Source organism: Streptosporangium sp. NPDC050284, assembly GCF_044459525.1.
GTDB lineage: Bacteria > Actinomycetota > Actinomycetes > Streptosporangiales > Streptosporangiaceae > Streptosporangium.
Genome location: NZ_JBITIZ010000018.1, coordinates 1 through 12620, shown reverse-complemented (window position 1 = coordinate 12620; position 12620 = coordinate 1). Strand labels below are relative to the sequence as shown.

The 12620-nt window shown below is 70.6% G+C and carries 13 protein-coding genes; 8 read left to right on the top strand and 5 right to left on the bottom strand.

The window, feature by feature from the left end; genetic code table 11:
• Positions 1-84 precede the first annotated feature (84 nt).
• From ACIBH4_RS32780 to ACIBH4_RS32770, 3 genes are all read right to left on the bottom strand, one after another.
• Positions 85-927 carry an alpha/beta hydrolase gene (locus tag ACIBH4_RS32780; protein ID WP_362767500.1) on the bottom strand — a complete coding sequence of 281 codons (843 nt, stop codon included), beginning with the start codon at positions 925-927 and terminating at the stop codon, positions 85-87.
• Positions 924-1517, bottom strand: coding sequence for a WHG domain-containing protein (locus ACIBH4_RS32775; RefSeq protein ID WP_362767503.1), 594 nt, complete (start codon positions 1515-1517; stop codon positions 924-926). Before ACIBH4_RS32775 ends, ACIBH4_RS32780 begins: the two co-directional genes overlap by 4 nt.
• A 230-nt stretch (positions 1518-1747) precedes the next feature.
• Positions 1748-2143, bottom strand: a complete 396-nt coding sequence (locus ACIBH4_RS32770) for a RidA family protein (RefSeq protein ID WP_362519251.1) — start codon at positions 2141-2143, stop codon at positions 1748-1750.
• Between the two features lie 135 nt (positions 2144-2278).
• Here ACIBH4_RS32770 and ACIBH4_RS32765 point away from each other — a divergent pair, with 135 nt between their 5' ends.
• Positions 2279-3253, top strand: coding sequence for a WYL domain-containing protein (locus ACIBH4_RS32765; RefSeq protein WP_362767505.1), 975 nt, complete (start codon positions 2279-2281; stop codon positions 3251-3253).
• 223 nt (positions 3254-3476) lie between these two features.
• Here the strand turns inward: ACIBH4_RS32765 and map are convergent, their stop codons facing one another.
• A complete protein-coding gene (gene map / locus ACIBH4_RS32760) occupies positions 3477-4247 on the bottom strand; it encodes a type I methionyl aminopeptidase (RefSeq protein WP_362518936.1) in 771 nt (256 codons plus the stop codon).
• Between the two features lie 303 nt (positions 4248-4550).
• Between map and ACIBH4_RS32755 the strand changes: the two genes are divergently transcribed.
• The 7 genes from ACIBH4_RS32755 (at position 4551) to ACIBH4_RS32725 (ending at position 12340) form a co-directional block, all read left to right on the top strand.
• On the top strand, positions 4551-4850 hold the full coding sequence (locus ACIBH4_RS32755; RefSeq protein ID WP_362518933.1) for a helix-turn-helix transcriptional regulator: 300 nt from the start codon (positions 4551-4553) through the stop codon (positions 4848-4850).
• Positions 4851-4949: 99 nt separating this feature from the next.
• The gene (locus ACIBH4_RS32750) at positions 4950-5483 is read left to right on the top strand and encodes a GNAT family N-acetyltransferase (protein ID WP_362518930.1); all 534 of its coding nucleotides are present in this window, start codon (positions 4950-4952) and stop codon (positions 5481-5483) included.
• A 270-nt stretch (positions 5484-5753) separates the two neighbouring features.
• Entirely contained in the window at positions 5754-7316 is a 1563-nt protein-coding gene (locus ACIBH4_RS32745) for an ABC transporter substrate-binding protein (protein ID WP_362767508.1), read from the top strand.
• Positions 7313-8368 carry an ABC transporter permease gene (locus ACIBH4_RS32740; protein WP_362518924.1) on the top strand — a complete coding sequence of 352 codons (1056 nt, stop codon included), beginning with the start codon at positions 7313-7315 and terminating at the stop codon, positions 8366-8368. Before ACIBH4_RS32745 ends, ACIBH4_RS32740 begins: the two co-directional genes overlap by 4 nt.
• A complete protein-coding gene (locus ACIBH4_RS32735) occupies positions 8365-10347 on the top strand; it encodes a dipeptide/oligopeptide/nickel ABC transporter permease/ATP-binding protein (RefSeq protein WP_362518921.1) in 1983 nt (660 codons plus the stop codon). The genes ACIBH4_RS32740 and ACIBH4_RS32735 overlap by 4 nt, the downstream gene beginning before the upstream one ends.
• Positions 10341-11132 carry an ATP-binding cassette domain-containing protein gene (locus ACIBH4_RS32730; protein ID WP_362518918.1) on the top strand — a complete coding sequence of 264 codons (792 nt, stop codon included), beginning with the start codon at positions 10341-10343 and terminating at the stop codon, positions 11130-11132. Before ACIBH4_RS32735 ends, ACIBH4_RS32730 begins: the two co-directional genes overlap by 7 nt.
• A complete protein-coding gene (locus tag ACIBH4_RS32725; protein WP_362518915.1) occupies positions 11129-12340 on the top strand; it encodes an MFS transporter in 1212 nt (403 codons plus the stop codon). Before ACIBH4_RS32730 ends, ACIBH4_RS32725 begins: the two co-directional genes overlap by 4 nt.
• A 49-nt stretch (positions 12341-12389) precedes the next feature.
• On the opposite strand, the gene ACIBH4_RS32720 is transcribed toward ACIBH4_RS32725, so the two are convergent.
• A partial coding sequence (locus tag ACIBH4_RS32720) for a hypothetical protein (protein ID WP_399173411.1) occupies positions 12390-12620 on the bottom strand: 231 nt, incomplete at its 5' end.

The window sequence follows — 12620 nt, the reverse complement described above, 5'->3', positions numbered from 1 at the left end:
ACGTCCACGCCGTCACCGTCCGCCTTTCACCGAGATCCGGCGGATCGAACGCGGGGTCCCTGTCCACGCGCGACCGAATCGGCTTCAGGCGCTCAGCACCTTGCGGAGCAGTTCGGCGAACTCGGTGGGGTGCGTACTGAGTCCCGTGTGCCCGCCGGGGAAGTGAACGAGTTCCGTGCCGGACCGTTCGGCCAGGAAGGCGGCGGGACGGTAGGGCAGTTCGCCGCGTGAGTCTGCTCCGCCCGCGAGCACGAGCCGGTCCGACAGGGCCGCCAGGCGATCCACATCCGGGGTGTAGGCCATGAAACCCGGCACGATGCGTCCGAGAAAGTAGGGCATGTTCGCCATCGTCCGTCCAGCTCGCGCGGCCGCCTGCGGTGGCAGCTCGACGGCCTTCTCGGCGGCGACGGGCTTCTCGTCGTCCGGCCGCCGCAGGCCCGCCGCGAACTCGGCCACCGCGGGCATCAACCCGTCTCGGCGGAAGGTCTCCTGGACGCGAGCGAGCAGTGCGCGGTGCTCGGCGGCGTCCGGCAGCACCTCCACCACCGGCGGCTCGTGTGCCACCACGCGTTCGATCCGCTCGCAGTGGGCGCAGAGCAGGTGCAGCGCGACGATCGCCCCCGAACTGCAGCCGACCACGCGAACGGGTGCGTCCGGAGACAGCAGATCCAGCAGCCGGAACGCGTCGTCGGCATGCCGGGCGACCTGCTGAACGGCCTGTGGGTCGTCCAGCGGGCTGCGGGACAGGCCGCGTGGGTCGTAGGAGACGACCGTGTAATCGCCTGCCAGCTCGTCGGCGATGCCGTCGTAGGAGGCCGCGTCGCCGGCGCCGCCGGGGATCAGCAGCAGGAGCGGGCCGCTTCCACGCACCTCGTAGTGCAAGGTGGCACCGTCCACGCGCAGTCGTCCGATGGTCGGGGTGGTCAACAGGAGTCTCCTTCGCCGGGTGAGGGCCAGCGCTCCAGGAGCGCGTGCAGGGCGTCCAGGCAGCGGGCCCAGGAGCTCTCCGCCGGGCGCGTGTGCGCGAATCCGCCGGCGGCCTCGAGGCTGACGAAGCCGTGGAGCGTGCTGCGCACCAGCCGGACCGCGTCGGTCAGGTCGGGCTCGTCCAGCGCGTAGGCGCGCAGCATGCTGTAGGTCAGTTCGACCGCGCGCCGCGGTCCGGGCGCTCGGACCGCGAGCTCGGGATCGATCTGTATCGGGATCTGCGTCGCCGCGTACCGGCCCGGGTGGTCATGGGCGTACGCCCGCCAGGCGTTCGCGAACGCCACCAGCGCGTCCCTGCCGGCCCGCCCGGCGGTGGCCTCGGCGATACCGATGGTCTTCTCGTCCGCCGCCAGCAGCGCGATCCGCCCGCGCAGGTCCTCCAGACCGCGCACGTGCACATACAGGCTCGCGTCCTTCACCCCGAGCCGCCGCGCCACCGCCGACATGGTCACGTGGTCGAGCCCGACCTCGTCCGCCAGCTCGGCGCCCGCGAGCGTCACCCGGCCCGCCGTCAACCCGGCCCGAGCCATGCATCCATCCCCATTGTCTTATGGTCCATAGGCCTAACCTAACATCCCTAGGATAATCCTTGGGGATAAAGGTGGGCGGATATGTCGTAAGGGCCATGCCCTCGCCGACCCCGTAACCGGCGAGGGCATGGGCCGTATTGCCTTCCTGTCGCCCGCCCCGCGCTATGCGCGACCCTCCGACCGACACCACTCGTGCCGCCTCCGGCAGTGCCGGAGGCGGCGAGGGCGCGTCACGCGACAGCGGTTCCCTCAAGCTCGACCATCAGACCGGGGATCGCCAGCCGCGTCACCCCGAGCATCGTGGTGGTCGGCGCCACCCCGATGACGCCCAGCCGTGACGCCAGCGCGCCGTAGTGCTCGAAGAGCCGATCGACGTCGGTGGTGTAGACGTTGAGCCGGACGAGGTTGGCGAGGGACATGCCGGCCTCGGCGAGCACGGCCTCCAGGTTGTCGAGGCTCAGCACCAACTGCGCCGCCATGTCATCGGCGTGCTGGGGCTTGCCGTCGCCGCTCATCGCGGTCTGCCCGGAGCAGTACAGGGTCCGGGTGTGCCCGGAGACGATCTCGCCCTGGTTGTATCCCAGCTCCGTCGACCACGCCCACGGGTTGACCGCCGTTCGCTCCATTGCCACATCGACTCCATTCGATTCGTTGACATCACGTACGTCGACCGGCTCGTAGCCGCCTTCTTCGACGTTGTGGTGATAAGCCTCCCGACAAATCACGACATCCTGTGTCGTGTATTTCTGTAGGGTTTTCGCATGCGCGCCGACCGGCTGGTCTCGCTGGTGCTCCTGCTGCGGCAGCACGGCCGGCTGTCCGCGGCCGCGCTCGCCCGCGAGCTGGAGGTGTCCACCCGCACCGTGCTGCGCGACATCGAGGCACTGTCCGCGGCCGGCGTCCCGGTCTACGCGGAACGCGGCCGGCACGGCGGTTTCGCGTTGTTGCCCGGCTTCAGGACCGAACTCACCGGACTGACCCCCGATGAGGCCCTCGCCCTCCTGATCGCCGGATCACGGCGCGGCGCGCAGACATTCGGCCTCGGCTCGGCGCTCGCTTCGGCGATGCTCAAGGTGGTCGACGCGCTGCCGGAAAGCTATCGGGACACCGCGGCCGGCGCGGCCGAGCGATTGCTCATCGACCCGGAGACCGACCTCCTCTCACGCCGGCTGGTCGCCGAGGAGGCGCCCGACACCGTGGTGGCCGAAGTTCTGCGCGCGGTGCTCTCCGGACACAGGCTGCGCATCCACTACGCGGCCGTGGATCAGACCCCGGGATGGCGCACGGTGGACCCGATCGGCCTGGTCACCGTACGCGATCGGGGCTACTTACTGGCCACCAGGTCCGGCGCGGACCGCACCTACCGGCTGTCTCGGATCTTGGCCGCCGAGGAGCTCCCCGAACCCGCACAGCGACCGGACCGCGTCGATCTGGACCGGGCCTGGCAGGAACGCAGCACGCGGTTTCGGGCCGGTGGCGACCAGGTCACCGTACTGGTACGGGTGGATCCCGCGCGGCGGGAGGATCTGGTCGACACCGCGCTGGCCGTCCTCGCCGAAGAGGCCGATTCGGACGGCCGGCTGCGGATGGAGGTGACCTTCCAGGATCCGAGACACGCCGAATGGGCGCTGTGGCAGCTCAGCACGAACGCTGAGGCACTGGCTCCGCAGTGGTTGCGCGACTCCCTGCGCAACCGCGCCACCGCGATCGCCACCCGCTACGGAGTATCCCCCTGAGAGTCGTCGCCGTCCGAGGGCCACCGCCCACGTGATCCGGACCACTTCATGCGGGAAGCGCCGAACGATATGTGCGGCGCCGCCTTGCGCGGACAGCCGTTGCCGCAGAGGAAGGCGCAGGCGCTACGGGCAGATGGGCCGCCCGCTGCCGGAGCACGTCTCGGATACCGAGAACATGCTTGACGAGCGGAGCGGCAGGCGTCTTTCGAGTTCACGGTCGCGCCTACTTCGGCAAGGTGAGGATCTCGGCTCCGTTGCCGGTGATGGCGATCGTGTGCTCACTGTGTGCTGTCCGGCAGCCTGTCGCGCTCCTGAGCGTCCAGCCGTCGGCGTCGGTGACGAGTTCGGCGGTGTCGGCCATGACCCATGGTTCGAGCGCGAGCATCAGCCCGGGGCGCAGCCGGTATCCCCGGCCGGGCCGTCCGGTGTTTGAGATGTGCGGGTCCTGGTGCATCGTCGATCCGATGCCGTGACCTCCGAACTCGGTGTTGATCGGATACCCCGCCTCGCTGAGGACCGAGCCGATGGCGTGGGAGATGTCGCCGATGCGCGCTCCGGGCCCGGCAGCCGCGATACCCGCGTTCAACGCGCGTTCGGTCGCGCTGATCATCGCGACGCTCTCCGGGGGATTCGAGCCGCCCACGATGAAGCTGATGGCGGAGTCTGCGGCGACTCCGTTTTTGGAGACGGCGAGGTCGAGCGAGAGCAGGTCGCCGTCGGCAAGGGTGTAGTCGTACGGCAGCCCGTGGAGCACGGCGTCGTTGACGGACGTGCAGATGTAGTGGCCGAACGGCCCACGTCCGAAGGAGGGCTCGTAATCGACGTAGCAGGACAGTGCTCCGGCCTCAACGATCATGTCCTGGGTCCATTGATCGATGTCCAGGAGATTCGTACCCACCGTGCTGCGGCTCTTCAGCGTCTGCAGGATGTGAGCGACCAGGGCGCCGGTCTCCTTCGCGCGGGCCAGGTCCGGGGGGTTCAGGATCTCGATCATGCGATGCCCTTCTCATGCAACCAATAACTATCCCGGCCATATTATCCCGACGCTAGGATCTGCGCGGGCTTCGGATCTTCAACGGGTTGAGGGCTTCGACCCCACGGGACGGCCCCGCGTAGACGAGGACCGCGCGGAGATCTCGCCGAAGCGGAAGAGGCCTCTCTGACCCGGTCGACGTACCGCTCAGCCGCGTTGCGCCACTCGGAGAGAACCGGTTCACGGCTGACCGGATGGCCGTCCCAGGCGCCGCGCGGCAAATCCCTCCGCTCTCCAACTCGCACAGGCCCTAGAATCGAAGCCATGGTCAGGTTGCCGCTCACACCCGCGGAGGTCGAGCGCGGACAGCGCCTCGGCGCCCTGTTGCGTCGCGCCAGGGGAGAGCGCTCGATGCTCGACACCGCACTGGATGCAGGCGTGTCGCCGGAGACCCTCCGGAAGATCGAGTCAGGCCGCGTGGCGACTCCCGCCTTCCCCACCATCGCAGCGATCGCCGATGTTCTCGATCTTTCCCTCGACGCGGTATGGGCCGAGATCAACCAGCCTGACGAGGTCGAACCCACGAGATCGGGTCGCAACGCACGCGAACGATTGGCCTCGTGAGTCCCGATCCCGCAGCCCCGTTCTCGACTCGATCAAGCGTCGTGGCGCGCCTGCTCGCCGATGGGCGCAGCCCGGTGTCACCCTCGTCAAGGAGATCTCATGGACCGGCTTGATGGACCACGCACGCTGGCGGCGACCGCCGAGGTGGGCGCTCTCTATCAGGCGTGCTACAGCGCGCCACCGTGGTCGGAGACCCCCGAGCAACTCGCCGCCCACGACGACAAGCTGGCCGACGCCACCGGCCATCCAGGATTCAGCGCGCTGACCATCCGTGATCATGATCGGCTGCTGGGCGTCTGCTATGGCTGGCCCACCCCTGAGGACCTGTCCGGCAACAGCCTCTACGGTGGCATCATCGAGGCGTTCGGCGCGGTCAGGGCGGCTGCACTGACCCAGGATGCGTTCGAGGTGGTCAAGCTTTTCGTCCACCCCGATGCTCAAGGTCAAGGCATCGGACGCCGTCTGCTGCGGGCCGCGGTGGCCGACTGGCCGAGAGCCTGGCTGATCACCTCCCCGCAAACGCCCGCGGCCCGGCTGTACCGCGCCCTGGGCTGGCAGGAAGAAGGTCCGCTACCCGCCGGTCTCTACCCCCGGCTGCGGCTGTCGGTCTTCACCTTCTCCCAGCCCAGGTGATTCTGCCGCTGACTCCCGCAGGCCCGCGCCACCTTGGAGCACACCGTGCCGATCGGGCATCCGGTCAATGCGCCACGCCGCCCCACGAAAGGGGGCGATCACGGCGTGCGTGACCTCTTGCCATCGAGGACTCCCAGGCCCAACGTCGTGCCGTAATGTGCGGCAAATTCGTCGATACCGCCGGGAACCAGACACGCGATGCCACCGACTACCTGAGGGTGGGCGATCGATCGCCCTCTTGTCGACGGTTATCACCTGCCCGGAGTGTTCGTGTTCAGATCGCGCCTCTTCACCATCCTCGTCGCCTCGATCATGCTGATCGGTGCGTGCGCTTCCGATCCCTCCGATGTCGACGAGAAAGCCCTCGCCGCCCCTGTGTTGCGCATCGGCCTGAGCGAGGAGTCCGGCGCCCTGGACCCACACGCCTTCACCGGTAACTTCCTGCTCCTCGACGCGATCTACGAGCCGCTTGTCACCTACACCGAGGGCGGCAAGCTGGCACCGGGGCTCGCGGAGTCGTGGACCGTCGCCGAGGACGGCCGGCAGGTCACCTTCGACCTGCGTGACGGCGTCCGCTTCACCGACGGGACCCCGCTCGACTCCGCCGCCGTCAAGTGGAACCTCGACCGGTGGGTGGGCAACAAGAAGTTCACCTTCTTCCGGGCCTCGCAGGTCATCTCCGCCGTGGACACCCCCGACTCCGACACCGTCCGGCTGACGTTGTCGGAACCGTACGAGCCGCTGCTGCAGGAGATGTCGATCGTGCGGCCGGTGCGGCTGCTCAGCCCGAAGTCCGCCCCCGGTGGCGAGTTCACGACCCCCGTCGGCACCGGACCGTGGAAACTGGTGTCGAACTCCGCCACCGGCGCGACACTGGCCCGCAACGACGACCACTGGGCGACCAGGCCAAAGCTGGAGCGGCTCGAGTTCAAGGTCATCCCCGATTCCCAGGCGCGCGTCGACGCGCTCGCCAACGGCAAGATCGACCTCATCGGCGGCTCCTACCTGGCCCCGATCACACCACTGGAGGCCAAATCCCTGAGCGAGCGCGGCGACGTCACCCTGCTCACCGGCGCCTCAGACGTCTCGATCATGCTCGGGTTCAACCCCGACGGCCCGGCCGGTGACCGGGCCGTCCGCGAGGCGGTGCGTCAGGCCATCGACACCACCTCCCTGGTCGGCGCGCTGTTCCAGGGCTATGGCGAGCCGGCACGGCGGGTGTTCCCGCCGAACGTGCCCGACTCGGGCACCGACCTGCCGCCTTACTTCGACCAGGCGGGCGCCCGCGCCACGCTGGACGCCGCCGGGTACGCGCTTGAGGGCGACAGCCGGGTCAAGAACGGCGAGAAGCTCTCCCTCAAGCTGCTCCTCCCGGCCAAACCGGCCGCGGGCCAACTCGACCCCCGCACGATGGCCGAGGCGATCGCCGGCTCCCTCAAGGCGGTCGGCATCACCGTCGAGATCTCCCCGGTCGACGCCGCCGCGTACTACGACGAGCGGGCGGAGGGCACCTACGACCTGACCTTCTTCGAAGGACTCGGCGCGCCGTACGATCCCTCCAGTTCGATCGTGTCCCTGTTCACCTCCGGAGCGCGCGCCCCCCTCTGGGCGACCCCGGCCACCGAGAAGGCGGTCGACAAGGCGCTGTTCGCCCGCGACCCCGCCGCCCGCACCGCGGCCTACCAGGAGCTCTACGACGCGGTCGCCGCCGACGCCGGTTTCGTGCCGCTGGCCTACCGGCCACGGATGTGGGCCGTCCGCTCCGCGGTGAAGGGCTTCACGATGCCCCCCACCGACGTCGACCTGGAACTCACCGGGGTCACCGTCGGATGAGGTCGCACGGCCGGATCGCCACCGCGGGCGGTTACCTCCTGCGGTGGGCCGTCGACGTCTTCGGCGTGCTGCTGGCGATGTCGCTCGGCGTCTTCGCGCTGGTCCTGCTCGCACGCGGTGACCCCGCGGCGATGCTCGCGGCGACCCGGGCCGGTCGGCCGGCCACGCCCGAGCAGATCGAGGCCGTCCGCGTCGAGCTCGGCCTCGACGATCCCGCTGCGGTGCGGTACCTGAGGTGGCTGGCCGACGTGTGCACCGGCGACTTCGGATTGTCGTTGCGGACGAACACGCCCGTCGGCCCCGAGGTCGCCGACCGGCTGGGCGTCACGCTGGGGCTGGTGGTCGGCTCCACCGTGGTCGCCCTCGTGATCGGGGTGAGCGTCGGCGTCGCAGGGGCGGTGCTCCAGCGTGGCCTGCTGCGCGGGACCCTGCGGATCGCGGCGCTGCTCGTCACCTCGGTGCCGGCGTTCTGGCTGAGCTACCTCCTGGTGTTGGTCCTGGCCCTGCGTCTGCGCGTGGTTCCGACGTCGGGGATGGCGGGTTTCTCGACGTGGGTGATGCCGATGGCGGTGCTCGGGCTGCCGGTCGCCGGTGTGCTCAGCCGGGTGGTGGCCGTCACGCTGCGCGAGGCCCTGGACCGGCCGTACGTGCGCGCGGCGCAGGCCAGAGGGAGCGGACCGCTGTCGATCGTGCTGCGAGACGGCCTGCCCAACGCCGCCGGGCCGATCCTGTCGGTCGCCGGATTCGGCATCGGGAGCCTCCTGGTGGGCGCCGTCGTGGTGGAGCAGATCTTCGGCTGGCCCGGTATCGGGGCCTACTTCGTGCACGCGGCCGGGGCCAGGGACGTTCCGGCGCTGCAGGCCGGCACGCTCGTCATGGGAGGCGGCTTCATCCTGGCCAACCGCTGCGCCGATGTCCTGCAGGGGCTCATCGACCCCCGTTCCCGGCGAGGCCGTTCCACTCTCTCGGGGAAGAGCCCTTCCGGGCGGGGATCGCCGCTTCGGGACCGGTTCGGCGGACTCACCGCCCGGTCGCGACGGGGGACGACGTGACCGGCCACCGGGGCGGCAGGGCGTGGACGCGTACGGCACTGGTCGCGACGCCCCTGATCCTCTTCGCGGTCGTAGGGGTGCTGGCGCCGGTCATCGCCCCGGCCGATCCCACCACGGGCGACCTGACGGCGGGGCTGATGCCGCCGTCGCCGGAGCACCTGCTCGGCACCGATCAAATCGGCCGTGACCAGCTCAGCCGGATGCTCTACGGCGCGCGGATCTCCCTCACGGTCACCGCGGCCGTGCTGGCGATCGCGCTGACGGCCGGCACCGCCATCGGCGCCCTCGCCGGTTACCTGGGCGGATGGGTCGACCGGCTCGTCTCCCGGGTGATCGACGTGGTCGTCTCGCTACCCGGGATGCTGGTGGCGCTCGCGGTGATCGGCGTACGGGGACCCGGGGTGGAGAACCTCGTCCTCGCGCTCTCGCTGTGGTCGTGGGCACCGTACGCCCGGATCGCGCGTGCCCGCGTCGCCGGCATGCGAAGCAGCCCTCATCTGGACGCCCTGCGCCTGCTGGGCGCGGGGCGCGGCCGCATCATCGGCCGGCACCTGCTGCCCCCGGCGCTCGCGCCCTGCCTGGTCTACGCCAGCACGGATGTCGGCATGATCGTCCTCAGTGTCGCCACGCTGAGTTTCCTCGGCCTGGGTGTCGCCCCGCCGCACGCCGAGTGGGGCCAGATGCTCATCGAGGGGCGGCCGTTCCTGGACTCGGCGTGGTGGTTGGCCTACCCGCCCGGCATCGCCATCACGGCCGTGGTGTTCGCCGCCAACCTGCTCGGTGAGCGACTGGCGGCCGGTGAGGAACGACCGTCGATCCTGCGTCTGGTCCGTCCACGGTGGGGTCGCCCGGCGCAGGCCCCGCCCGCCCACGCGGCTGCGACCACGACGGAACCCGTGGCGTCCGCCCCGCCGGAGGCGGCGCAGGATTCTCCCGAGCACGACGCGGTACTGCGCGTGCGGGACCTGTCCGTCTCCTACCCGGACGGTGGCGGGCGCCGTCGCGTCGTCGCCGGGATGTCCTACGAGGTGCGGCGCGGGCGGATCCTCGCCCTCGTCGGCGAGAGCGGAAGCGGCAAGACCACGGCCGCGCTCGCCCCGTTCGGCCTGCTGGACCCGAACGCGGCGGTCACCGGCTCGGCGGTGCTGGGCACCGGTGCCGGCGCCCGTCAGCTGGTAGACCTCTCCCCGGGTGAACGACGCCGGATCAACGGGCCCCGGGTGGGCGTCGTCTTCCAGGACAGCGCCTCCGTACTCAACCCGTTGCGGACGATCGGCGCGCACGTCGACGAGGCGGTCCGCAACGCGGGCCGGGGCGGCAGGCGCGCCGCGACCCGGCGGGTCACCGAGGAACTGTTGCGCCTGGCCGGCCTGGCGGATCCCGCGAAGGTCGCCCGCGAGTTTCCCCACCGGCTCTCCGGTGGGATGCGCCAGCGGGCGCAGATCGCCATCGCCCTCGCGGGCGAGCCGGAGCTGCTCGTCGCCGACGAACCCACCTCGGCCCTCGACGTGACCGTGCAGGCGCAGTTGCTCGCGCTGCTGGCGCGTCTGCGTGACGAACTGGACATGGCCATGGTCATCGTCAGCCATGACCTGGCGGTCGTGTCGCGCCTGGCCGACAGCGTGGCCGTCGTGTACGGCGGCCGGATCGTGGAGTCGGGCCCGCTCGCCACGGTGATCACCGATCCCGACCACCCCTACACGCGTGGCCTGCTGGACGCCGTACCGCGGCCCGGGGCGGTACCGGGCACCCGGTTTCGCACCATGCCCGGCCGGGCGGGTGTCGGCCCGGACGAGACCGAGGGATGTGGGTTCGCGTCCCGGTGCCCGCTCGTGGCGGCGGCCTGCGTGTCCGGACCACCGGCCCTGGAGGCCCCGATCCTGGACGCGCCGCCCCGCGTCGACGCACACCGGTCGGCCTGCCTGCGCCACCCCAGCCGCCCCGCGGAGGCGGGGGAGAGGAGCGCCGGCCCGTGTTAGAGATCGTTGGGGTGAGCGCGGGCTACGGTGGCGGGGGCCGCGGCCGGGACGTCACGGCGGTGATCGAGGACGTCACGCTGCGCGTGGCGGCGGGTGAGATCGTCGGGCTGGTCGGCGAGTCGGGCTGCGGCAAGACGACGCTGGCGCGGGTCGTGACCGGGTTGCACCGGCCCAGCGCGGGAGTGGTGCGGGTCGCCGGGGCGGACGTGCACGCGATCCGTGGCCGGGCCCTGCGGGCACATCGGCGACAGGTGCAGATGGTGTTCCAGGACCCCTACCTCACGCTCAGCCCTCGGCAGACGGTACGCCAGGCCCTCGCCGAGCCGCTGCACATCCACCGGATCGGCGACACCCGGTCCCGGTCCACGCGGGTGGGTGAGCTGATGGACCTCGTCGGGCTCGACCCTCAGGTCGGCGATCGCCGTTCCGGGCAGCTTTCGGGAGGGCAGCAGCAACGCGTGGCGATCGCCCGGGCACTGGCTCTGGAGCCGCGCCTACTGATCTGCGACGAGCCGGTCACCGCGCTCGACGTGTCGGTCCAGGCGACGGTGCTCAACCTGCTGTGCGATCTGCGCGACCGGCTCGAGTTCGGCTGCCTGTTCATCACCCACGACCTCGCCGTCCTCTCCCAGCTCGCGGACCGCGTCGCCGTCATGCGGCATGGCCGGATCGTCGAGCAGGGCTCGACCGAGGACGTCACCACCCGCCCTCGCCACCCCTACACCCGCACCCTGCTCGCGGCCACTCCCACCATGGACATCGAGACCAAGACGGGGGCGGCGTGACACCCACCGACCGGGAGGCATCGGGCTCTCCCGTGCGATCCGGCGTCCGCTCGTTCACCGGCACACAGCTCGCCCTGTTCGGAAGCGGGTTCCTCGTCAATCTCATCAGCTTCTCCGTGTACCCCTACCTGGCGGTCCTGCTCCGCGACCGGATGGCCCTGGGCATGGATCAGGTGGGCCTCATCCTCGGGGTGGCGACGTTCGTGCAGTTCGCCGGAGGGGTGCCCGGCGCGGCCCTCGCCGAACGGATCGGGCTCCAGAGGAGCCTGGTGATCGCGATGGTCCTGCAGACCCTCGGGTCGCTGGGGTTCCTCGTCGGCGGCGCCTGGCCGACGGTGACGGTCGCCGCCCTGTTCCTGCGATCGGCGGCCACCGGGCTCTACTCACCCAGCGTCCGGGGTTACACCGTGCACGGTGCGAGCCCCGGCGACCGGCCGCGGCTGATGTCCGCGAGCTACGCCACGGGCAACGTCGGCATCGCGGTCGGGCCGGTGGTGGGGGCGCTGTTCATTCACGACCCGGGCGGGATGTTCGTCGCCGCCACGGTGCTGCACGCGGCGATGGCGATCGGGCACGCCCTCCTGCCGCGAGAGCGGCGGGACGACGGCGAGATGATCGAGCCACTGCGCCGGGCACTGGCCGGCCTCGCGGTCCTGCCGTTCGTCGTGACCGCTATGACCCTCTATCTGTACATGCACTTCTACCAGTTCCTGTCGTCCTACGCCGAGGGCAGGCTGCCCACCGTGTTCTACGGCGCAGCGATGATGGGCTACTCGCTGGTGCTGGCCGTACTGCAGCCGCTCCTCACGCGACGGGTCGAGCGGATGCGCTACACGCACGCGATGGCGGTCGGTTTCTGCTGCCTCGCCGTCGGCATGGTCGCGTTCACCGGCGGGAACGCGGTAACGGTCGCGGCCGGGATCCTCGTCATCGGCGTCGGCAACTCGGTGCTCTTCCTCAAGAACGTCCTTGAGATGCTCAACCGTACGAAGCGGTCACCGGCGGTCGTCTTCGGCCACCAGCGGCTGGCCGAAGGGGTCGGCGCGTCCTTGAGTGGCCTCGTCGGCGGGAGCCTCTACCAGCTGTTCGAGAGCGCGGGGTATCTTCCCGGGTTCTGGTCGGCCATCGCCGCCCAGTGCCTGCTCCTGCCAGTGATCGTGCTGCTCGCGTGCCGTCGGCTCGGGCGCCCCGTGTCCGAGCCTTCATGACGAACCCGGCGGACGTGGGCTGCACCTGACGGCCGATCGCGGGGTGGCCTCACTTCAACTCGTCGGCGCTCTCCTGTTCACGCTCCCGCGGACCGTCGCCTGAGTACGACCGGCGCAGCCCGTCCAGCAGGAGGGTGATGACCCCGTCGGCCTCGGCCCGCCAATCGGGGCGGTCGTGGGCCGCACCGATGCCGTGCAGCGCCATCATGACGGCGCCGGCATTCACGTCGTCGCGGACGGCGCCGTCCCGCGCGGCGGCGGCCACCAGGTCGGTGACGGC

Bases quoted from the DNA above. Each gene is read 5' to 3' on its own strand.
- map (WP_362518936.1), bottom strand. From the start codon at position 4,247: ATGATCGAGATCCTGAACCCCCCGGACCTGGCCCGCGCGAAGGAGACC.
- ACIBH4_RS32740 (WP_362518924.1), top strand. From the start codon at position 7,313: ATGAGGTCGCACGGCCGGATCGCCACCGCGGGCGGTTACCTCCTGCGG.
- ACIBH4_RS32775 (WP_362767503.1), bottom strand. From the start codon at position 1,517: ATGGCTCGGGCCGGGTTGACGGCGGGCCGGGTGACGCTCGCGGGCGCC.
- ACIBH4_RS32765 (WP_362767505.1), top strand. From the start codon at position 2,279: ATGCGCGCCGACCGGCTGGTCTCGCTGGTGCTCCTGCTGCGGCAGCAC.
- ACIBH4_RS32755 (WP_362518933.1), top strand. From the start codon at position 4,551: ATGGTCAGGTTGCCGCTCACACCCGCGGAGGTCGAGCGCGGACAGCGC.
- ACIBH4_RS32770 (WP_362519251.1), bottom strand. From the start codon at position 2,143: ATGGAGCGAACGGCGGTCAACCCGTGGGCGTGGTCGACGGAGCTGGGA.
- ACIBH4_RS32750 (WP_362518930.1), top strand. From the start codon at position 4,950: ATGGACCGGCTTGATGGACCACGCACGCTGGCGGCGACCGCCGAGGTG.